This window comes from Magnetovibrio sp., assembly GCF_036568125.1.
Classification (GTDB): Bacteria; Pseudomonadota; Alphaproteobacteria; order Rhodospirillales; family Magnetovibrionaceae; genus Magnetovibrio.
Genome location: NZ_DATCTF010000015.1, coordinates 178,953 through 200,361, shown reverse-complemented (window position 1 = coordinate 200,361; position 21,409 = coordinate 178,953). Strand labels below are relative to the sequence as shown.

Sequence of the window (21,409 nt, the reverse complement as noted above, 5' to 3'; positions counted from 1 at the left end):
ACATGAAAGCCAAATTCTCGATTGCAAGAAAGATCCTGCTATTTTGGGGCATTTCCACTTTGATGGTGATTGCCTTGATCGGCGGAATCTTCTTGTTCTCGTTGAACGGCTACCATGAAGATCTTGCTCGTCAGAAGATCGAGGATGCACACGGAGCCTTTCTGACTTTCATACGTCAGCGCGAAGAGCACCTCAAACGGATTAGCAACGAGTTCGCTTCGCGCAGCAACGTGATCTCGATACTGAATCTTCTGAGCAAGTATCAAGATCCCAATACCTATCAAGCTCTGGTTTACGATCCTGAAAAGCGCAAGCTTGCATATACGCTTGAAACTCTGACAGGCATATCTGCGCATCACTACATGGCTGTATATGACAGCCAACAGCGTCTGGCCGCATTCCACGGCCATGATACGGTTGAAGACCGCGTGAATGAAAGCACCGCCATAGTCAGTTACGTCGATGCCCGTCCCGTTTATTACGAGGCGCACCAAGCCCAAGCCGCCACCACATCCATCGCCGTCTTGCCGCATGAGCTAAAGGTGCCGATGGACAGTTTCGATCCTGGCACTTTCCTCTACGTCAGTCGCGAAGGTCTTGGCATCGTCGTGCGCACACCGATCGAACGCAAGCGCGTGAACGGCGACGTTGAATTCTTGGGGACCATGGTTCTCATAGATATGTTGGATGCATCGGTATTGGCTGGATTGATGCGCCAGACGGGCTTGCAGATCGGGTATTTCTATAGATTCGATACGGCGCTCGAAATTGTCGGGAGTACGGAAGGGATAATTCCCGCGGGACTGAAACTGCCGTCCGCGTTAGAAGGCGACAGCGCCCACACCCTGGTCAAAGATAGAAACGGGTATGTCGGTTTGACGAGCTTGTCGCCCGTCAATGGTGCGCAGGTGGTGTTGTCGTTTCAGTTGCCTGACGCATCTTATGCTACAGGGGTATCCGTGTTTCGAGATTCGGCGCTTTGGGGTATCGCCATTTTCTTGCTGGGCATGACCCCGGTTGGACTTATTTTTATCAACCGAGTGGTGCAGAGACCCCTTGCGTCGTTGATAGCCGGCGTCGAGAGCATCGTCGACGGTCGTTACGGCGACGCCATCGCGCTCGACAGCAACGACGAGCTTGGCATTGTCGCTAAGTCATTTAACGACATGTCTCGCGTCATCAAGGAGCGCGCGGACGGCTTGGAAGACACGGTTCGGGAACGCACTCAAGCTCTGCGTGCGGAAATTGCGGAGCGTCGCCTTGTGGAAGACGCGCTGAAGGAAACGGAAGCGAAAACGCGCCAGATCGTAAATTCTGCCGTAGACGGCATTATTACCACGGATCAGGATGGCAAAATCCTCAGCTTCAATACCTCGGCCGAAAAGATATTCGGTTACTCGGTCATCGAAGTCATCGGCCAGAATATTTCGATTTTGATGCCCCGCCATATAGCCGAGAAGCACCACGAATATGTGAAGGACTATCTCGAAACAGGCAAGAGCAAGGTGATCGGCGTGGGGCGTGAGCTGATTGCGCGGCGCAAAGACGGCAGCACCTTTCTTGCGGATTTTTCTATCAGTGATTTCCATCACGGCGATGACGTGACCTTCGTCGGAATCATTCGCGACATCACGGAACGCAAGCAAGAAGAATACAGGCTGCAGGCGACGCTGGAAGAGCTGCAAAATACTCAAAACGAGTTGGTTCAGGCGGAAAAGATGGCGTCGTTGGGCGGATTGGTCGCAGGGGTAGCGCATGAGATCAACACCCCCATTGGCGTCGGTGTGACAGCCGTTTCACATTTGAAAGAAAGTGCAGACCGCATCGCGCAATTGTACGCAAGCGGCGGCTTGCGCAAAAGTGATTTTGCCGCGTTCGTCGAAACAGCCACCGCATCGACAGGGATCATTCAGGCCAATTTGAACCGCGCATCGGAACTGATCAAAAGTTTCAAGCAGGTCGCCGTCGACCGGACCAGTGAAGCGCGGCGCGAAGTCAATGTCTTGGCCTACGTCGAGGAGGTTCTGGAAAGTTTGAAGCCGACTCTGCGCCGCACCAAGCATGAGATATCCATTTCGGGTAAGCGTGACGTGGTGATTGACACGCACCCCGGGGCGCTATCGCAAATCATCACCAATCTGGTGATGAATTCCGTCATTCACGCTTACGACGAAGATGATGCCGGACACATTCAAATCAGCGTCGAAGACAACGGCGGCACCGTTTCCCTGTTTTATGCCGATGACGGCAAGGGGATGGACGAAGATGTGCGTAGCAAAATATTCGAACCGTTTTTCACCACCAAACGCGGTTCCGGCGGCAGTGGTTTAGGGATGCATATCCTTTTCAACCAAGTGACGCAAACCCTGGGGGGCACGATCGAACTGCACAGTACGCCGGGACGGGGGACGGCGTTTGAAATCAGCATTCCATATAAAGCGAACGAACTTCGCGCGGGAGAATAACCATGAGTATGGCAATGGAAGCAACTGACGACCTGATGTTCGCCGACGATGTTGACGATACCCTAGCACCCACCCAAACCGCCAAATGGAAAGTGATGCTGGTCGACGACGAACCGGACATTCACGAAGTCACGAAAATGGCCTTGGATGGTTTTGTGTTTGACGGTCGGGGTGTGGAATTCATCAGTGCGTTTTCCGCCGCCGAGGCCAAAGACCAGATCATGGAGCACCCCGACACGGCCGTGATGTTGTTGGATGTGGTGATGGAAACCGATCATGCGGGTTTGGAGTTTGCGCGTTTCGTTCGTGAAAGTGCGGAAAACAAAACCGTGCGGATCATCTTGCGCACGGGCCAGCCGGGGCAAGCCCCTGAACGCCAAGTGATCACGGAATTCGACATCAACGACTATAAGGAAAAGACCGAACTGACGTCGCAAAAGCTGTTCACCCTGATGTATGCGTCGTTGCGTTCGTACCGCGACATCATCGCGTTGGAAGCGAACAAGCGGGGGTTGGAGCACGTCATCGAAGCATCCTCGAACATCTTCGAACTGCAAAGCTTGCAGCAATTTACCAAAGGCGTGTTGGAACAGATCACCTCTTTGCTGCACCTGGATCACGACGCCGCGTACCTCAAGGCGAACGGCTTGGCGGCGGCGCACGAAGGTGACGATCTGCGCGTGATTGCGGGGATCGGTGCCTTTGAAAGGTTGGTCGGTCAAAACGGTATCCAGAACCTGGACCCCGAGGTCGTTTCAGATTTGCTCGGTGCGATCGAGAACGGACGGAACCTGTACAAGGATGGACGCTTCACAGGATTTTTCAAAAGTTCGCGCGGTACGGAAAATCTCGTGCATATGTCGGGGCTCGGCGATCTCAGCGAATTGGACCGTTCGCTTTTGGACGTGTTCGCCAACAACGTCGGCGTGGCGTTCGAAAACATCGAACTGCACCAAGATATCGAAGAGACCCAGCGTGAAATCGTCTACATGCTGGGCGAGGCGGTGGAAACGCGTTCCAAGGAAACCGGAAACCATGTCAAGCGGGTGGCCGAAATCAGCAAACTGTTGGCGTTGAAAATCGGCCTGGATAACGACGAGGCTGAGATCTTGCGTCTGGCGTCGCCGATGCACGATGTCGGCAAGATCGGCATTCCCGACGCCATTCTCAACAAACCCGGCAAACATACGCCGGAAGAATGGGAAATCATGAAAACGCACGCCCAGTTGGGCTACGACATGCTCAAAAATTCCAAACGGCGGATTTTGCGTGCAGGGGCGATCATCGCCCGCGACCATCACGAAAAGTGGGCGGGTGGGGGCTATCCGCGCAATCTCAAGGGCGAAGAGATCCATATTTATGGCCGCATCTCGGCGGTCGCGGACGTGTTCGACGCCTTGGGTTCCGATCGCTGCTACAAAAAAGCCTGGCCGATGGACAAGATCATCGATCTGTTCAAGGCAGAACGCGGGCGGCATTTCGATCCACAATTGGTCGACATCTTGCTGAGCAACATCGACAGCGTCATCGCCATTCGCGACCACTACGCGGACTGACAAAACCGTGTTAGATTGCGTGCATCGACCACAAGACTAAGGACAACACCGACCATGCGCTGGATCGACGTTCACGATATCGCCATCGAATTGGAAGAAGCCCACCCCGACGCGGACATTTTGCACGTGCGCTTCACGGATTTGTGGAAATGGGTGCAAGAGCTTCCGGGCTTTGACGACGACCCGGAAAAGTCGAGCGAAAAGATCCTCGAAGCCATCCAAATGGCGTGGCTGGACGAGCGCGACTAATCGTCGTCGTCGCGTTCCCCGCCGCCGTTCCAACCGCCCCAGTTGTCGCCTTCGTTTTCACCGCCCATGGAATAGCCGCCGCCTTGGCCGACGGTGTTGACCGAACCGGGACGGAACGCCAGCGCCATGAAGGCGATGATGGCGAGAAATATGGTGGCGATGGCGATGTTTTTGCCGACGATCATGGCGGCTCCCTGATGTGGTGGGCGTTTTTATGCGGGTTTCTTGTGTTCCGATAGACTAAAGTCGGCTATCTGAACCTGTGCTGAATTCTTGAACTTTGGACTTTGAGGGCATGCCCGAGATATCGAACATCGATCTGGCCGCGTTGGCGTGGTTTTTGTTGATGTGGAACGGCTACAACATCTTCGCCGACCGCCTCAAGAAAGGCGGGCTGTCGCTGCTGACGGTGATGAAAAAACACCGCGCGGGCTGGATGCGCCAGATGTTGCTGCGCGAAAACCGCATCGTCGACGCCACCATCATGAGCACCCTGATGCGCAGCGTGTCGCTGTTTTCCAGCACCACGCTGTTGATCCTCGCCGGTCTGCTGGCGATTTTGGGATCGGTGGACAAGGTTCAGGCGTTGGTCAAAGCGATCCCGTTCGTGGTCGAGGCATCGAAAGCGGCGTGGGAGCTTAAGATCCTCACCCTGATCTTGATCTTCATCTACACGTTCTTCAAGTTCGCCTGGTCGCTGCGCCAGTTCAACTACTCGGTCATTCTCATCGGTGCGGCACCGCCGCCGGCGGATGCCGACACGCCCGATGCCCAAGCCTTCGCCCAAGGCGCGGCCGAGGTGATCGCGCTGGCGGTGTCCAACTTCAATCGCGGCATGCGCGCCTATTACTTCGGTCTGGCGGCGCTGAGCTGGTTCCTGCACCCGCTGCTGTTCGCGGCCACCACCTTGTGGGTGGTCGGCGTGGTCTATCGCCGCGAATTCCGCTCCCAGACCTTGGGCTTCCTCGAAGGCATTCCCGGCACGGCGGATAAAAAGGGCGCGGCGCAATGAAACTCGACCTGCCCGCAAGCGCGTTTGCAAAGCCCGCGTCCGAAACCCGCGTGGTGGTCGCCATGTCCGGCGGGGTGGACAGCTCCGTCACCGCGGCGCTGCTGAAAGAGGCGGGCTTCGACGTCGTCGGCATCACCTTGCAGCTTTATGACCACGGGGTCGCCATCGACAAGCCCGGCACCTGCTGCGCGGGCCGCGACATTCACGACGCGCGCCGCGTCGCCGACCACATCGGCATCCCGCACTACGTGCTCGATTTCGAACAGCGCTTCAAGGAACAGGTGATGGAGGTGTTCGCCGACACCTACCTCAAAGGCGAAACGCCGATCCCGTGCGTGCATTGCAACGACACGGTCAAGTTCAAGGACCTGCTCGACAAGGCCAAGGACCTGGGCGCCGATGCGCTGGTCACCGGGCATTACGTGCGCCGCCTCGACGGTCCCGACAACACGGGCGGGCGGGCCGAACTGCATCGCGGCCAGGACCACAACCGCGACCAAAGCTATTTTCTGTTCACCACCCCGCAAGCCGCGCTCGACATGCTGTGGTTTCCGCTCGGCGCGTGCACTAAGGACGAGGCCCGCGCCGAAGCCAAGCGCCTCGGCCTCGACATCGCCGCCAAGCCCGACAGCCAAGACATCTGCTTCGTGCCCCAGGGCAAGTATCTCGATGTGGTCGAAAAGCTGCGCCCCGGCGCGCTCGATCCCGGCGACATCGTCGACCTCGACGGCAACGTCTTGGGCACGCATGACGGCGTGATCAAATACACCGTTGGCCAACGCAAGGGCCTTGGCATCTCCGCCCCGGAACCGATCTACGTGTTGGAAATCGACGCCGACAACAACCGCGTGGTGGTCGGCGCGAAGGAAGAGCTGCTCAAGCGCGCCCTGACCATCCGCGAGGTCAACTGGCTCGGCGACGGTGACGCCATGCCCCAAGACGGGTTCGACTGCACCGTCAAACTCCGCTCCACCAGCCCCCTGGTCCCGGCCCGCGTCAGCCCAACAGAAAACGGCCGCGCCACGGTCACCCTAAAAGAACCCTTCGCCGGGATCGCGCCGGGACAAGCTTGCGTGTTCTATGATGGAGAGCGGTTGTTGGGCGGGGGATGGATTGAGAAGGGGTAGCTCGTGGCGATACCACCAGATATTCCTCAAATTTCGATTGATGAAATTCCATCCGATGCGAGCAATAAAGATGAAATTATTTCTGAATTTGTCTCGAAACATATATTGCCCATACTGCCATCTAAAGTAAAAATAATCACATTGGATGGGTTTAATGGTGTTGGTAAGTCTGAAATATCCGGTCATATTTCTCGCATGCTGTCTGTTTCTCATATTAATATTGATGATTACTTGGTGAGAGAACAGGGTCGTTTCGTGGGTAGTGTGAGAGTTGAAGCCTTGAAGGAAGAAGTGGAGCAGTCGCTCATAAAAAAGGGGGGTGTTGTCATTGAAGGCTGTATGGCTGATGACGTGCTTGAAAAAATAGGTAAGGAATCTCAATTTCGAATTTATGTAATGGAAACAACACGTCAGCATTCTGAAACTGATTCTGAAGGCATCGAAGAGTATGAAGTTCTGTATGGGGATGAAACTTGTTCATACCTTCTTGATAGACGTGAAAAAATGTTGCTGGGGGGGAGTGGTGAGGAACCAGGTCGCCTAGATAAAGAACTAATTATGTATCATCGAAATAAGCGGCCTCATGATCGAGCAAATCTTATAATTAAAAGAGTCCGTTAAATGTGACAGTGTAGGTGCTGTTCTATTCCGCCACTTCTACTGCTAGCGCGTCTCGCGCTTCCCCCGTCCGCTCCAACGTCTCCATCGCTTCCGCCGCCTCTTATTGGCGTTGCCGCACGGTGACAAATAAGCCGCGTATGTCCTGACGATGGGCACACGCGGGATAATCACGTGAATTGATACATGTCCATCGCCAAAACCCCATAATCCATGCTGTGGTGCATCCGCAGGGCCGTGGCATCGGGGCTTGCCGCGCCTAACGCGACAAACAGGGGCAGGAAGTGTTCCGGTGTCGGGTGGTTTTGTGCGCCATGGGGGGCCGTTTCCATATAGTTGACAAGATCCTCAACGCGCCCTTGCACCAGCGCGTCGTGAACCCAATCGACGAAGTCCATGACCCATGGGGGCGGGGTGTCGTGATCGTGGCGAAACGCCGCCGGGAGATTATGGGTCAGGGCCCCCGAGCCGAGGATCAAAATACCCTGTTGCCTGAGTGGGGCCAGGGCTTGACCCAGCTTAAAATGAAACAGGGGAGGGCGATCCGGCTGGACCGAAAGTTGGGCGGTGGGGATGTCCGCATCTGGATAAGCCAGCGCCAGCGGCGTCCAGGTGCCATGGTCGAACCCGCGCGTGTCTGTCACGTCGGCGTCTATGTCGGCATCGCGTAGAAGCTGCGCCGCATTGTCGGCCACGGCGGGTGCGCCGGGCGCGGGATAGGTGATGTCGTATAAGTGTTTGGGAAATCCGTAAAAATCGTAAACCGTTTCCGGATTTGGATCTCTAGATAGCGTCGGATTGGTGGTTTCCCAATGTGCCGAAACCGAAAGAATGGCGTGCGGTTTAGGCAGCCGATCGGCCAAGGTGGTGAGGAAGTCATGCGCTGCAATGGGTTCCGTGACAATCGATGGAGCGCCATGAGAGATAAAGAGGGACGGCAATGGTGTCATGTCGGCATCCTTAGAATCTCGATTTCGTTCGTCTAAGATATAGCCATCCTGGTCTTCCAAATAAGCGGTTACAGCGGAACAAGAGTGTTTCCCGTTTCGAAACAAGCTGAGCGTTATTGAGCGGCCCCAAGAACCTCCTTGCCTTCCCCGGTCCGCTCTAACGTCTCCATCGCTTCCGACGCTTCTTGCTGGCGTTGCCACATGGTGGCATACAAGCCGCCTTTTTCCAGCAGTTGGGCGTGGGCGCCGCGCTCGACGATTTCGCCTTGGTCGAGGACCAGGATTTCGTCTGAATCGACCACGGTCGACAGGCGGTGCGCGATGGCCAGCGTGGTGCGGCCCGCGGCGACTTCGCTGAGCGAGGTTTGGATTTCTTTTTCCGTGTGGGTGTCGAGCGCCGAGGTGGCTTCGTCGAACAGCAAGATCTGCGGCGCTTTCAAGATCGTGCGGGCGATGGCGACGCGTTGCTTTTCGCCGCCCGACAGTTTCAGCCCGCGTTCGCCGACCACGGTGTCGTAGCCGTCGGGAAGGGTTTGCACGAAGTCGTGGATCTTGGCGAGCTTGGCGGCGTGCTCGATCTCGTCCGCTGTCGCGCCGGGGCGGCCGTAGGCGACGTTGTAGCGGATGGTGTCGTTGAACAGCACCGTGTCTTGCGGCACGATGCCGATGGCGGCGCGCAGGCTGCTTTGCGCCACGTCGCGGATGTCTTGGCCGTCGATCAGGATGCGTCCGGCGCTGACGTCGTAAAAGCGAAACAGCAACCGCGAGATGGTCGATTTGCCCGCGCCCGACGCGCCGACGATGGCCACCGACTTTCCGGGTGGCACGGTGAAGCTGACGTTTTTCAGCACCGGGCGGCGCGGATCATACGCGAACGTGACGTTTTCAAAGCTGACCTCGCCCCTGGATGCGTCGAGCCGGGGCGCGCCGGGCGCGTCCTCGACCTCGGCATTGGCGTCCATCAGGGTGAACATGTCTTCCATGTCGGTCAGCGAGTGCTTGATTTCGCGGTACGCGGAACCGAGGAAGTTCAGCGGCAGGTACAGCTGCAACAGGTAGGTGTTGACCAACACGAAGTCGCCGACCGTCAACTCGCCCGCTTGCACGCCGAAGCCCGCCATCAGCATGACGATGGTCACGCCCACCGCGATGATCGCGCCCTGGCCGGTGTTGAGCAGCGCCAGCGAGGTCTTGGACTTGATCGCGGCCTTTTCATAGCCCGCCAACGCAACGTCGAAACGCTTGGCCTCGTGCGCTTCGTTGCCGAAGTATTTGACGGTTTCATAATTCAGCAGGCTGTCGATGGCCTTGGTGTGGGCACTGGAATCGTTGTCGTTCATTTGGCGGCGAAAGCGCGTGCGCCAGTTGGTCAACACCAGCGTCCACGCCACGTAAGCCGCGATGGTGCCCAGCGTCGCCATCGCGAACAGCGGGCTCAACATGGTCCACAACAGCACCCCGACCAGGGCGATTTCGACCATGGTGGGAATGATGTTGAACAGCATCATGCGCAGCAGGAATTCGATGCCCATGGTGCCGCGTTCGATCGCGCGGCTGAGGCCGCCGGTCTGGCGCTCCAAATGAAAGCGCAAAGACAGTTTGTGCAGGTGTTTGAACGTCCGCAACGCCACTTCGCGGATCGCGTGGTGGGTGACCTTGGCGAACACCGCGGCCTGCATCTCCTTGAACGTCAACGAGATGATCCGCGCCGCGCCGTAGGCCAACAGCAACGCCACCGGCACGGCGGCGAGCCCGGCGGCCAGGCTCGGCGCGCTGAGCTGGTCGACCGCGTGCTTCAAGATCACCGGCACCACCACGGTCGCGCCCTTGGCCGCCAGCAGCAACGCCATCGCCATCGCCACACGCATGCGCAAGTCCAAGCGCGCTGCGGGCCACAGATACGGCAGCAGCGCGCGGATGGTCTGCCATTCGCTGCGCTGGGTGTGTTTGGGGCCGGGATTGACCGGCTGTGCGGACGGGCGGGCCATGCCTCTCATCGGGGAGGAGGATCCTTGGGCAGTTGAAGAATCAGTGCCTTAGATAATAGGCACGATGCGCCCGCGATACCATGGCCGGATGAGAAAAAATAACCGCGAGGGGAGGGTCAGGTGGCGGTGGAATTGTTGTGGAAATCGGGGTCGGCCAGCAACACGATGGCTTCCAACGCAAGCTGGGCTTGGTTGAGGTTACGCGCCAGCTGCTCTTGCGACAGGCTCAGTTCGGTGGTCATCGCGGCTTTGGCGATGCGTGCTTGGGTGAGGATGAGGTCAAGACGGCTTTGATCGTCCATGGATGGGGTCCACTCTCATATTGGCTAGGCTGTGCGTGTGGTTTTTATCGCACGAATCGATATAGACAAGAGCACCTAAACGTATATCGGCTCAGTGTCCGCATGACCATATGACGGACGGATTATTCCCGCTGTGAAACGCGTCATACGTGCATGAAAAAGCCCCCGCAGCCAAGCGGCCGAGGGGGCTTCGTCGCGTCGCGTGTGACGGCTCAGCCGGTGCGCTGGATCAGGTGATAACCGAAAGCGGTTTCCACAACGTCGCTGACCGCGCCGACTTCCATGGCGAAGGTGGTGTCTTCGAATTCCTTGACCATTTGGCCTTTGCCGAACGAACCCAGCGAGCCGCCATCGGCGCCGGACGGGCAATCGGAGTGCTGTTTGGCCAGTTCGGCGAAGTCCGCACCGCCGTCGATTTCGGCTTTAAGGGCTTCGATCTGCGCCTTGGCGTCATCTTTCGAACGGGTGGCGGAAGAACGCATCGAACCTGCGTACATCAACAGGATGTGAGAGGCGGAAACGGTGTCGGACATGGGATCTGCTCCTGAATTATCTCAAATGTGGGCCCCGGTATACACTGTGGGGGCGTGTTTGGCTAACGCCAATCGGGTTCTGTTGTCATGGCGGGCGAAGGTGTAGAATTAAAGTTTGCACACTTAATCAACCTGAATGCGAAAATTTTAAGTATTACAATTGCAATAAATTTAGTAAAAGACACCGAATGTACGGGGGTGCAGATCGCGTTGGACTGCTGGTCAAACTTGGCGGAGCCGTTTAGCGAAATGAGGGGGAGAAGGACAATCATGGCTATCCGAATTAATCGGGCGCAAACATGATCGTTCGCATACAAAACACCACGATTTTGATTGCAGGCTTCGCCGTGATCCTTTTGGGCATGGCTGGGCTGGTGGGGCTGTTCTTCTTTCATATCAGCACGATCCAAGAAAACGACCGGATCAACGCCGAACTGCTGGAAAAGAACTTTGCTCTTTATCAAATGAGAGACTCTGCGGACAAGCACACCCTCAGCCTGTTTCGCGTCATGGCGCTGGACGACTATTTCGATCGCGATCAGTTGCGTCTGGAAATGAACCTGCACGCGGCAAATTTCATCGTTGCGCATCAGCGTATGAACATGCTCAGCCTCAGCCCACGTGAGCGCACAGCCTTCGATCGCATCTTGAGCGCGGCGCGTATTTCCCAACCCAGTTCCGAAGCCGCCATGGACTTGGCCGTGGAGAACCAATCGAGCGCGGACACGCAGGCTCACATCGCTCAGGCGCTTGCGGATTATGGGAAGGTCCACGATGCGCTCAACACCTTTATCGCCGAGGTGGAGGATGAAACCGGCAAGCAACGCGTAAACTTGGAAAAACTCCGCACCAAGGAAATGCAGGTTATTCCTGTTTTGGGGGTGTTTCTGTTTGCTTTGTCGTCCGTCATCGGGGTGTTCGTGGTGCGGCGGGAACTCGCCCATACCAAGGAACTGGAACAGCGGGTGGTCGAGCGCACCAATCAGCTGGGCGAGCGCGACACCTACTATCGCACCATCATCGAAACGGCGGCGGACGGCATCGTCACCACCGATGGGCGTGGCCGGATCGAGAGCTTCAATCCCGCGTGCGAGCGTATCTTCGGGCACGTGGCCGAAGAAATCATCGGGCGTAACGTCAGCGTCTTGATGCCCGGCCATGATGCCCGCCATCACGATGGTTATATGGAAAACTACCTGGAAGGCGGTCATCCGAAAATCATTGGCATCGGGCGGGAACTGGTGGGGGTGCGCAAAGACGGTAGTCAGTTCCCCATTTGGTTGGCGATCAGCCGCATGCAGGTCGGTGACCTGACCAAGTTCGTCGGTGTGATCAGCGATATCTCCGCGCAAAAGCGCGCCGAGCATGAGGCCCGGCTGTTGGCGGACGACAATGCGATCGTATCTTCGATCTTGCGCCTGTCTTTGAACTCGGACGATCTCGACCACATCTTGCAGGCGGCGTTGGAGATGATTTTGGATCGTCACAACCTCGCTTCCTTGGGCAAGGGCTGCATTTTCTTGACGGATCGGAAACGAGGGCGTCTCAAAATGCGTGCGCAATCCAACCTTGCCGAAGGCGTCCAGTCGATGTGCAGCGAGGTGGGGTTGGGGCAGTGCCTGTGCGGACGTGCGGCGCAAACCATGCAGGACGTCGAGAAGTCGTGCGTCGACGACGATCACGAACGACGCCTGAGCAGTTCAAACGATCATGGTCATTTTTGTGTGCCGATCAATTATGCCAACGACAATTTGGGCGTGTTGAACCTGTATATTCCCTTGGCGCATAAAGTCACCGACCACGAGCGCCGTTTGGTATGGTCCGTCGCCGATACGCTGGCGGGCGTTATTCACCGCCATTACAAAGACGACGAGTTGCGCCAAGAAAAAGAACGTGCGGAAATGGCCAATCGGACCAAAACGGAATTCCTGGCCAACATGTCCCATGAACTGCGCACGCCCTTGAACGCGATCATCGGCTATTCCGAAATGATGGAAAAAGAATTGTACGGACCGGTGGGGGCCGATCGTTACAAGGATTATCTGAAACACATTTCTGGGTCAGGTCATCACCTCTATGGCTTGATCAACGATTTGCTGGACGTTTCGCGCATCGAGACGGACGAATTTGCGTTGGATGAGGAAGAGTTCGAGGTCGGCGAGCTGATCGAGGAGTGCTTGGGCGTATGTCAAATACGCGCTACGGAATCAGGCATCGATCTAAGCTCAAGCGCTACCGGCACGTTACCGGCTTTGAAAGGGGATCATCGCCGCATTAAGCAGGTGTTGTTGAATTTGCTGCACAATGCCATCAAGTTCACGAACTCAGGTGGAACCGTCCAGGTGCGGACCGAAGGTGAACCGGGCGGTGAGTTTCGGATCGTGGTCGCCGACAATGGCATTGGCATCGCAACGCCAGACCTGGAAACGGTTTTCGAAATGTTCGGCCAAGTCGACAGTTCCCTAGCACGCAAGTACGATGGTGCCGGTTTGGGCTTGCCGTTGAGCCGTAAACTGATCCAAAAACACGGCGGCACGTTGGTGTTGCAGAGCGCGCCGGGCAAAGGTACCGACGCCATTGTCACGTTCCCCCCTGAACGCGTCGTGTGGCGTTGACGCATACAAGCCTTTTCAAGTGAAATAGAAATGCATAATCTGCAAAAAAAATATGCAAGGGGACATTATGAGGAATGTATTGCCGCAGCAACGCTTGTTGCTTGAACTGATTGTACAATCCGGTGATATAGCCGTTCCGTCAGAAGATAACGGCACCGTTTTGTACCGCACGCTAAAGGAATGCGAGTCGGCGGGGTGGTTGAACGTCAAGCCGTTCGGCGCTGGGTTCAATAAGGCCAGCGTGACCGACCTTGGGCGTGTTGCCAGCCAAGAGACCGCGCTTTAGCACCATTTGCGGTTAATGCTTTTGCACCCTCGACATCTTAGGTTGTGACTGATTTAATGCGCCCCTAATCATGGAGCACATGAGGCGCCGTACACTTCCGGGGGGGAGCGTGCATATTTTTCGACACACAACCGCTGCCTTATCTCTTGGCTTTGCCGCCATTCTCGCCTGTATGCTTGGCAGCATTTACATTGGGTTCCAACATTTGGAGCAAACTCGTGGCGCTTGGCAGCGCGACGCGTTGTTTCGCGAAAAGGTGCGGGCGGCGTTCTTGATGCGCGAGGCGGTGCGCGAGCGTTCTTTCCATCTGACCTTCGCGACCACCATGGACGATTTTTTCGATCGTGATGCACAACGCGAAACCTACAATGCCAAGGCTGTCAGCTTTTTATTGGCCCGCGACAGACTGATTGATTTGCATGTCACCCCGCGGGAACAAAAAGCCATGGATAGGGTGATTAAGCGAATTTCTCAATTGCGCCCCTCCATCGACAACGCCATGGCCCTGGTGGTCGAAAGCGGTAACAACAATCAAGCGCTGCATCAAATGCGCGTTGCGCTCGACGGGCAGGTCGGCGTTATTGACGAGATCAACAAGTTCATCAAAGTGGTCGAGGCTGAGACGAAGCTCGAGGCTGAGGCTGCCACCCGTGAAATTGCGCAAACCCAACGCAACATGCTGATTTTAAGCGGGTGTGCGGTGGCGTTGGCGGCGATCATCGGGGTGATGGTGATCATCCGTGAGGCGCGCAATATTCGAAGATTGCGCGCCCATCGCGATGAATTGGCGGCGCTATCGACCACCGATGCTTTGACCGATCTTGCCAACCGGCGGCGCTTTGATGAATTTTTGGCCATGGAATGGGCCTGGGCGATGCGACTGAAAGCGCCGATCTCTCTGATTTTGATCGACATCGATCACTTCAAAAACTTCAACGATGAATATGGCCACGCGGCAGGCGATGCGTGTCTAAGTGCTGTGGCGAATGCCATGAGTGTGGTGGTCGTTCGCTCGACGGATTTGCTGGCGCGCTACGGTGGGGAAGAGTTTGCGTGTATCTTGCCGGCCACTGGCGCTGAGCAGGCGCGCATAATCGCGGAGAAATTTCGCGCGGCGGTGTCGTGCCTGAAATGCAAACATGAAAAGTCATCAGTCGCCGATCACGTGACCGTCAGCATCGGCGTCGCCACATTGACGCCGCAGCCCGATGACGATGTTGCGGAGTTGTTCGAGATTGCCGACGCCATGCTTTATCAAGCCAAGGAACATGGGCGCAATCAAGTGATTGCGGATGTGCCGGACGATCAGAGCGAGGCCTCAGCCTATGCCCGCTCGATGGTTCCGGGCGGATTGGAAGTGATATCGTAGCTCACCCGGTTGACGCCCTTGATCTCGTTGATGATACGGGAAACGGCGACGACCTGGTGTCGGCGTTTCGGCGCTTTATCAACCAGCGTCGTCCCCGTTTTGTCTGATGCGCCGGTGATGGCAACTTTCATGTTCATGCCTGACGGAATGACTTGGTCTCTTTTGAGATGAGAAACACGAGCAGGCCAAGCGTGCCGAGGATGATTTCCGCGCCCGTTGCAGCAACTAGGGAATGGTCGGGAACGCCATCCATTACCATACTGAGGATTCTGGAAGCACCGTAGGACAGATAGATCAAGCTCGATAGCACGACCGATGCTTGTGCCATTGCTGTTTTAAACGCCCCTAGTACGACGACGAAACCTGCTGAGAACAACAAACCGCCTGTGGCTCTGGTTTCACTTAGCAGGTTGATGTTGCCTCCAAGGTCGATGCCGGACGACGCTTGAAACGCCTCAGGGGCGAACAACAAAGCCCCACCGATGCCAATCAGAATGATGCCCGAGATGGCCAAAAACGTTTTGGTGGCGATTGACTTGTTCATGACGATTTCCTTTCGACAGTTGCTGTTAAACCCAAAGTTTCGAGGGCTGATGACGATTTCCGGGTTCTTGTGATCCCGCATCGCGTGACCCCATTCAAACTAGACACAGTGTCAATTGACAATGTGTCAACCTAATGTAATGTTTACACGGTGTCAATTAGAAAGTTTACATTATGTCAAGTCACAAATCGGATACCCGTTCCCGCATTCTCGAAGCGGCGTGTCGGCTACTGGAACAAAGCAGCGGCAAGGCCGTGCGCATGAGCGACATTGCCAAGGCTGCCGGCGTTTCACGACAAGCGGTCTATCTCCACTTTGAATCGCGCGACGATCTGATGATTGCGACGCGCAAGTATGTGGATGAAGTAAAAGGGCTGGAGGAACGGCTAGAGGTTCTGCAGTCTGCGACGACCGGGACGAAGTTGCTTGAGGCGATCGTGGATGTATGGGGCAATTATATTGCGGACATACACGCCATCGACAAGGCCATGATGAATACGCTGGAAACGGACGAGGCTAAGGCTGCGGTTTGGAATGACTGTATGCGTGGATTGAATGACACCTGCCGGGAAGCCATCAATGCCCTGAAAGGTGAGAAGCATCTTGCGCCGGGGTGGTCTCGAAAAGAAGCCGTCGAGATATGTTTGACGACATTATCGATTCACAACTGGGAGCAGTTGACGCTCGAATACGGTTGGTCGACGCCCCAGTATGTTTCAAGAATGAAGACGCTATTGAAACGCGCCCTTATCGTAGACGACGGGTAGAGAGTTTATTATTGGCTGAGCCCTAAAAAATATAGATTTTGTGGTCAGCAAGGTCGATGTCGAATTGTGCGGACGCCATCCTTGAAGGGCACATGGCGTCGCCGAAATGGTGTGTCTTCGACGCATTCTGGTTCGCTGATCCGGTCCATTCGAAAGTGTCGAAAGTCTTTTCGCGCAGGATCCCATGCCACCAAATACCAAAGTGGCGGCAAGATCAGCATGGCTTGCGGTTCGACATGTCGGCTGGTTACGACCCCTTTTGCATCGCGGTACTGAAACCGCAGGTGTAGCCGTTGGAGAAAAGCGGTCTCGAATGCGGTCATCAGCGTGGGATCCATCGCGCCCATATCGGATATGTCTACCTGTGGCGCGAGCTGCCCGACGTATAAACAATCCAGAAAACGGCGCAAGTCGCGTACTTTGTCCGGCGGCAGGGCTTTTTCGATCTTGGCAAGTCCGGCGTCAGCGAGATCTGAAAAGGGCAAATTTCCCGCGGCACGCACGGACGCAACGCTGATGAGAAGCGCAAAGACCTCGGCCACCGAGAGCCGCGCCGTGGTCTGCACCGATTGGGGATCAAGTTGCAGGCCGCCCCCACGTCCTGGTTCGGAATGAATGACAAAGCCCTCATCGCGCAATGCGCAAATGTCGCGCAGGATTGTACGCCGGGACGCGCCAACCTCTTCCGCCAAGTCGGAGACTGTCGAAGTGCCGTTGCGGCGAAGGCTGCGCACGATGGCGTCGTGTCGGAGGCGAACATTCATTTTGTGAGGCTACCATTTAATGGTGTCAGTATTTGTCACCATTAGGTTTTAGTCAACGATTGTGCGTGTCTGTACGGAGATTGTGAAAGTGCAACGTACATCCGTAAACCTCTGGGACTGGAAAGAGCGCCATCCGAAACAGAAGGCCTCGCCGGATCACCCCGAAAATATAAGGAACGACAATGTCCAAACTCGTCGATTTTCCCAAGCCCACTTTAATTCCAGTCAACGGCGTGGAACTTGAAGTCTTTGAAGCGGGACAGCAGAATTCAGGAAAACCTATTGTCCTGTGTCACGGTTGGCCAGAACATGCCTTTTCTTGGCGCCATCAGGTGCCTGCCCTTGTTGCTGCGGGATACCATGTCATCGTCCCAAACCAACGCGGTTATGGCAACTCATCCCGCCCGCGTGAAGTAACAGACTATGACATTGAACACTTGTCGGGCGATCTCGTCGCACTTCTGGATCACTACGGGTACAAAGATGCCACCTTTGTTGGTCATGATTGGGGTGCAGCGGTGGTTTGGGGGCTGACCTTATTGCATCCAGAGCGTGTCAATAAACTGATAAACCTGAGCGTTCCATACCAGGAGCGCTGGGATAAGCCCTGGATAGAGATGATGGAAGTGATGTTTGGCGGCGATTTTTATTTTGTCCATTTCAATCGGCAACCAGGCGTCGCAGATGCCGTCTTGGACGAAAATACATTCCAGTTCCTGCGCAACATGTACCGTAAGAACCTGCCGCCCGTAGAGCCCGCGCCAGGTATGATGATGATCAATCTCGCCAAAACGGAAAGCCCTCTTGGTGAGCCAGTCATGAGCGACCGCGAGCTGGCTGTTTTCGTCTCCGCCTTCACAGCATCTGGATTCACAGGCGGTATCAATTGGTACAGAAACCTTGACCGAAATTGGCACTTGCTGGCGGATGTGGATCCAATCATCCAACACCCCGCGCTCATGATCTATGGTGACCGGGATCTGGTCGCGAAGTCTGAAAATCTAGCGGACTTCGTGCCTAATGTGGACGTGGTCAATCTGGATTGCGGGCATTGGATCCAGCAAGAAAAGCCACAAGAAACGAATCAAGCAATATTAAAATGGCTGGAACGGCAGGAGGCCGTTTAGTCCCTACCTGCTTGACCGCTAATGATGTTGGAGAAGGAGCCAATCCACGTCAGTCAATTGAGACAACAAGTTCTACTCACAACAACTTGCTTACAGCCCGCGCGGCATTGCTGCGTAATGGCATAGCCGCAAGTCTTCCCGGTGCAATAGGCACTTGACTGATAAATGAATTGATCAACCTGTCTATTCCCACTCAATCGTGCCCGGCGGCTTCGAGGTGATGTCGTAGGTCACGCGGTTGATGCCCTTGACCTCGTTGATGATGCGGTTGCTGACGCGGGCCAGGAATTCCATGTCGAAGTGATAGAAGTCCGCGGTCATGCCATCGGTCGAGGTCACGGCGCGCAGCGCGCAGACGTAATCGTAGGTGCGTGCGTCGCCCATCACGCCGACGGATTGCACCGGCAGCAACACGGCAAAGGCTTGCCAGATGGCATCGTAGAGGCCGGCGTTGCGGATTTCTTCCAGATACACCGCGTCGGCGTTGCGCAGGATTTCCAGTTTCTCCGCCGAAATGCCCCCGGGCAGACGGATGGCGAGGCCCGGTCCGGGGAACGGGTGGCGGCCGACGAAGCGTTCCGGCAAACCCAGTTCGCGGCCCAGCACGCGGACTTCGTCCTTGAACAGTTCGCGCAGCGGTTCGACCAACTGCATGTTCATGCGCTCGGGCAGACCGCCGACGTTGTGATGCGATTTGATGGTCACGGACGGACCGCCGGTGAACGACACGCTTTCGATCACATCGGGATAAAGCGTGCCTTGGGCCAGGAAGTTTGCGCCGCCGATGTTTTTGGCTTCTTCTTCGAACACGTCGATGAAGGTCGCGCCGATGATCTTGCGTTTGGTTTCCGGGTCCGACACCCCGGTGAGCTTACCGATGAACAGATCGGACGCGTCGCGGTGTACCAGCTTAATTTTGTATTGGTCGCGGAACATGGTCACGACCTCTTCGGCTTCGCCCTTGCGCATCAGGCCGGTGTCGACGAACACACAGGTGAGCTGATCGCCGATGGCTTCGTGCAGCAGCACCGCCACCACCGAGCTGTCGACCCCGCCGGACAGCCCGCAAATCACGTTGCCGTCGCCGACTTGGGCGCGGATCTTGGCGATTTTCTCTTCGCGGAACTTACCCATGGTCCAGTCGCCGGTGCAACCGCAGACCCGGTGGGTGAAGTTCTCGATCAGCTTTGCGCCGTGCGGCGTGTGCACCACTTCGGGGTGGAACTGCACGCCGTAAAAGCGCTTTTCGTCGTTGGCGATGGCGGCGAAGGGCGAACCGTCGGTCACCGCCACGGGGCGGAAACCCTCGGGGATGGCGTTGATTTTGTCGCCGTGGCTCATCCACACCTGTTCCTTGGCGCCGACGGACCACACGCCGTGGAACAGTTCGCAGTCCTCGATCACCTCGACGAAGGCGCGGCCGAATTCGCGATGGTCGGATTCTTCGACGCTGCCGCCCAATTGCGCGCACATGGTCTGTTCGCCGTAGCAAATGCCGAAAATGGGCAGGCCAAGGTCGAACAGGCCTTCGGGCGCGCGGGGCGTGTCGATGCCCGTGACAGATGCCGGTCCACCCGAAAGAATCACCCCCTTGGGGTTGAATTCTTTAATGGTTTCAAGGGTTACGGCGTTGAACGGCTGAATTTCGGAGTAGACCCCGGATTCACGGACGCGCCGCGCGATCAACTGGGTGACTTGGGAACCGAAATCGATGATGAGAATGCGCTCATGCATGGGCGTACCGTCCGCTGTTCGGGTGAGAGAATAAGTTGGCCGGACATTAGCCGAAAGCTTGGCGATTCGCTAGAAACTTTCCCACCCAGGCTCAGTTCTGGCGGGCGTCCAAATAGGCCTTCACCGCCTGCAAGATGGCTTCGGCGCTGGTGTCGAGGCCCTGTGGGTCGATCGCAATGGCGTCGTGGCCGGTGGCTTGGCCCAGGGTCTTGGCGGCGCTGCCCAGCAGGCCATCGGGCTCCATATAGTGGGCGGCGTTTTCAACCGTCAACACCACGCCCATCACCTGGGGGCGCTGGCGTTCGTCCTCGTCGCCGCGGCGGTTGAACTTGGCGTTGGAAATGTCCTTAATTTCGGCACCGCCAATGGCCGTCCACGGGATCGCCGTCGCGCCGATGCGCCGGTCCAAAACACCGGCCTCGTCGATGCGCACGATCGGGCCGCTTCGCCCCTGGTCATAGGTGCGGTAGGATTTGAACGACACCGTGGCCATGACGAAAAACACCGCCACACCGATGCCCAGCGGCACCAAGGTTTCGCTACTCCACCCGGCATTTTGCGCATTGCCCCGCGCGTTCCAGGCGAACACCAACCCGCCCAGTGCGATCAATGCGGTGAGTACGATGGCGACCAAGGTCTTGGTGGCGTCCACGTGGGCGAGGAATGGCGGCGGCGTCATCGCGCGGTCCTTATGATGGGAACAATATAGGGGATTGTAACGCGCTGGTTTGTGCTGACAACACCTGACCGGCGTCAAGGCGCTTTACGCTGGGCGCGGCTTAAGCTGAACCTTGCATTCAGGACAAGGACTTCGTGTATGGAACACTTCCTGCCCATCATGGCTGCGCACCTGGGCACCACCGCGCTTGGTGGGCTGTACGTCTACAAGCGCGGTGCGACCCCGGTGCGTGTCGTTGCCGTGGCGGTGTGGGCGGTGTTGTTTTTTCCCGTGGCCTACAACGTGGTGAAGTTTCTTTAAGCCAGCAGAACCTGGACCACCGCCAAGCCGGACAAAACGGTCAAGATGATCGTCGTAAACAACGCGCCCATCGAACGGGGGGCGATGGCGGCGTTCATAATGCCGTAAATATGCGCCAACCGGGCGACGGTGAAGGCGGCGCCAAGGGCATGCAACTGCCATGCGGGCAGGCCATTCCATTCCACCAACGCCAGCAGCAGCAAGGCGAACGGCGCATTTTCCGAAAGATTGCCATGGGCGCGAATGGCGCGGCCCAGTTCCGTGTGGCCGCCGTCGCCGAGCGGAACTTGATTTTGAATGCGGTGGTGCACGACCACATAGGTCAGTCCCACGGCCAGCATGATGTTCAATGCGGCGTAAATCGGTGTGATCGTCAGCATGTCGGTGTCTCCCCTAGTTTTAAATATGATAGCCATCATATTTT

At 56.5% G+C, this 21,409-nt stretch carries 22 protein-coding genes and 1 pseudogene; 12 read left to right on the top strand and 11 right to left on the bottom strand.

Annotated elements, in window-relative coordinates:
• The first annotated feature begins 2 nt into the window (after window positions 1-2).
• From VIN96_RS13640 to iscX, 3 genes are read left to right on the top strand one after another with little or no spacing between them, the layout of a single operon-like run.
• Complete coding sequence (locus VIN96_RS13640; RefSeq protein ID WP_331896820.1) at window positions 3-2,465, top strand: PAS domain S-box protein; 2,463 nt, start codon at window positions 3-5, stop codon at window positions 2,463-2,465.
• A 2-nt stretch (window positions 2,466-2,467) separates the two neighbouring features.
• Window positions 2,468-4,021, top strand: coding sequence for a DUF3369 domain-containing protein (locus tag VIN96_RS13635; protein ID WP_331896818.1), 1,554 nt, complete (start codon window positions 2,468-2,470; stop codon window positions 4,019-4,021).
• Window positions 4,022-4,075: 54 nt separating this feature from the next.
• A complete protein-coding gene (iscX, locus tag VIN96_RS13630) occupies window positions 4,076-4,270 on the top strand; it encodes a Fe-S cluster assembly protein IscX (protein ID WP_331896816.1) in 195 nt (64 codons plus the stop codon).
• On the opposite strand, the gene VIN96_RS13625 is transcribed toward iscX, so the two are convergent.
• Window positions 4,267-4,455, bottom strand: coding sequence for a hypothetical protein (locus tag VIN96_RS13625; RefSeq protein WP_331896814.1), 189 nt, complete (start codon window positions 4,453-4,455; stop codon window positions 4,267-4,269). The two genes, iscX and VIN96_RS13625, sit on opposite strands and share 4 nt — an antisense overlap.
• Window positions 4,456-4,565: 110 nt before the next feature.
• On the opposite strand from VIN96_RS13625, the gene VIN96_RS13620 reads away from it, so the two are divergent.
• From VIN96_RS13620 to VIN96_RS13610, 3 genes are read left to right on the top strand one after another with little or no spacing between them, the layout of a single operon-like run.
• Entirely contained in the window at window positions 4,566-5,282 is a 717-nt protein-coding gene (locus tag VIN96_RS13620; protein ID WP_331896812.1) for a DUF599 domain-containing protein, read from the top strand.
• Complete coding sequence (gene mnmA, locus VIN96_RS13615) at window positions 5,279-6,409, top strand: tRNA 2-thiouridine(34) synthase MnmA (protein WP_331896811.1); 1,131 nt, start codon at window positions 5,279-5,281, stop codon at window positions 6,407-6,409. Before VIN96_RS13620 ends, mnmA begins: the two co-directional genes overlap by 4 nt.
• Before the next feature lie 3 nt (window positions 6,410-6,412).
• Window positions 6,413-7,030: a hypothetical protein gene (locus VIN96_RS13610; RefSeq protein ID WP_331896810.1), complete on the top strand. Its 618-nt coding sequence runs from the start codon at window positions 6,413-6,415 to the stop codon at window positions 7,028-7,030.
• 167 nt (window positions 7,031-7,197) lie between these two features.
• On the opposite strand, the gene VIN96_RS13605 is transcribed toward VIN96_RS13610, so the two are convergent.
• From VIN96_RS13605 to VIN96_RS13590, 4 genes are all read right to left on the bottom strand, one after another.
• A complete protein-coding gene (locus VIN96_RS13605) occupies window positions 7,198-7,977 on the bottom strand; it encodes a class III extradiol ring-cleavage dioxygenase (protein WP_331896809.1) in 780 nt (259 codons plus the stop codon).
• 113 nt (window positions 7,978-8,090) lie between these two features.
• On the bottom strand, window positions 8,091-9,965 hold the full coding sequence (locus tag VIN96_RS13600) for an ABC transporter ATP-binding protein/permease (RefSeq protein WP_331896984.1): 1,875 nt from the start codon (window positions 9,963-9,965) through the stop codon (window positions 8,091-8,093).
• A gap of 116 nt (window positions 9,966-10,081) precedes the next feature.
• On the bottom strand, window positions 10,082-10,267 hold the full coding sequence (locus tag VIN96_RS13595) for a hypothetical protein (protein WP_331896807.1): 186 nt from the start codon (window positions 10,265-10,267) through the stop codon (window positions 10,082-10,084).
• Window positions 10,268-10,479: 212 nt separating this feature from the next.
• On the bottom strand, window positions 10,480-10,800 hold the full coding sequence (locus VIN96_RS13590; RefSeq protein WP_331896805.1) for a peptidylprolyl isomerase: 321 nt from the start codon (window positions 10,798-10,800) through the stop codon (window positions 10,480-10,482).
• A 299-nt stretch (window positions 10,801-11,099) separates the two neighbouring features.
• Between VIN96_RS13590 and VIN96_RS13585 the strand changes: the two genes are divergently transcribed.
• The 3 genes from VIN96_RS13585 to VIN96_RS13575 all read left to right on the top strand — a co-directional run bounded on the left by VIN96_RS13585 (window position 11,100) and on the right by VIN96_RS13575 (window position 15,070).
• On the top strand, window positions 11,100-13,415 hold the full coding sequence (locus VIN96_RS13585) for a PAS domain S-box protein (RefSeq protein ID WP_331896804.1): 2,316 nt from the start codon (window positions 11,100-11,102) through the stop codon (window positions 13,413-13,415).
• Window positions 13,416-13,482: 67 nt separating this feature from the next.
• Complete coding sequence (locus VIN96_RS13580) at window positions 13,483-13,701, top strand: hypothetical protein (RefSeq protein WP_331896803.1); 219 nt, start codon at window positions 13,483-13,485, stop codon at window positions 13,699-13,701.
• Between the two features lie 70 nt (window positions 13,702-13,771).
• Window positions 13,772-15,070, top strand: coding sequence for a GGDEF domain-containing protein (locus tag VIN96_RS13575; protein WP_414675611.1), 1,299 nt, complete (start codon window positions 13,772-13,774; stop codon window positions 15,068-15,070).
• Here the strand turns inward: VIN96_RS13575 and VIN96_RS16710 are convergent.
• Window positions 15,034-15,111: pseudogene (locus VIN96_RS16710) on the bottom strand (hypothetical protein); the annotation flags it as partial. The gene VIN96_RS13575 and the pseudogene VIN96_RS16710 sit on opposite strands and share 37 nt — an antisense overlap.
• A gap of 92 nt (window positions 15,112-15,203) precedes the next feature.
• Complete coding sequence (locus tag VIN96_RS13565) at window positions 15,204-15,614, bottom strand: DUF4345 domain-containing protein (RefSeq protein WP_331896797.1); 411 nt, start codon at window positions 15,612-15,614, stop codon at window positions 15,204-15,206.
• Between the two features lie 173 nt (window positions 15,615-15,787).
• On the opposite strand from VIN96_RS13565, the gene VIN96_RS13560 reads away from it, so the two are divergent.
• Window positions 15,788-16,381 carry a TetR/AcrR family transcriptional regulator gene (locus VIN96_RS13560; RefSeq protein WP_331896796.1) on the top strand — a complete coding sequence of 198 codons (594 nt, stop codon included), beginning with the start codon at window positions 15,788-15,790 and terminating at the stop codon, window positions 16,379-16,381.
• 44 nt (window positions 16,382-16,425) lie between these two features.
• Here VIN96_RS13560 and VIN96_RS13555 read toward each other — a convergent pair whose 3' ends face one another.
• Window positions 16,426-17,145 carry a helix-turn-helix transcriptional regulator gene (locus VIN96_RS13555; protein WP_331896795.1) on the bottom strand — a complete coding sequence of 240 codons (720 nt, stop codon included), beginning with the start codon at window positions 17,143-17,145 and terminating at the stop codon, window positions 16,426-16,428.
• A gap of 182 nt (window positions 17,146-17,327) precedes the next feature.
• Here VIN96_RS13555 and VIN96_RS13550 point away from each other — a divergent pair, with 182 nt between their 5' ends.
• A complete protein-coding gene (locus VIN96_RS13550) occupies window positions 17,328-18,272 on the top strand; it encodes an alpha/beta hydrolase (protein ID WP_331896794.1) in 945 nt (314 codons plus the stop codon).
• Window positions 18,273-18,455: 183 nt separating this feature from the next.
• Here VIN96_RS13550 and guaA read toward each other — a convergent pair whose 3' ends face one another.
• Both guaA and VIN96_RS13540 read right to left on the bottom strand, forming a co-directional pair.
• Window positions 18,456-20,006, bottom strand: coding sequence for a glutamine-hydrolyzing GMP synthase (gene guaA / locus VIN96_RS13545; RefSeq protein ID WP_331896793.1), 1,551 nt, complete (start codon window positions 20,004-20,006; stop codon window positions 18,456-18,458).
• Window positions 20,007-20,097: 91 nt separating this feature from the next.
• Window positions 20,098-20,685 carry a hypothetical protein gene (locus tag VIN96_RS13540; RefSeq protein ID WP_331896792.1) on the bottom strand — a complete coding sequence of 196 codons (588 nt, stop codon included), beginning with the start codon at window positions 20,683-20,685 and terminating at the stop codon, window positions 20,098-20,100.
• Between the two features lie 138 nt (window positions 20,686-20,823).
• Between VIN96_RS13540 and VIN96_RS13535 the strand changes: the two genes are divergently transcribed.
• The gene (locus VIN96_RS13535) at window positions 20,824-20,985 is read left to right on the top strand and encodes a hypothetical protein (protein ID WP_331896791.1); all 162 of its coding nucleotides are present in this window, start codon (window positions 20,824-20,826) and stop codon (window positions 20,983-20,985) included.
• On the opposite strand, the gene VIN96_RS13530 is transcribed toward VIN96_RS13535, so the two are convergent.
• A complete protein-coding gene (locus tag VIN96_RS13530; protein WP_331896789.1) occupies window positions 20,982-21,365 on the bottom strand; it encodes an MAPEG family protein in 384 nt (127 codons plus the stop codon). The genes VIN96_RS13535 and VIN96_RS13530 overlap by 4 nt on opposite strands.
• Between the last annotated feature and the right edge of the window lie 44 nt (window positions 21,366-21,409).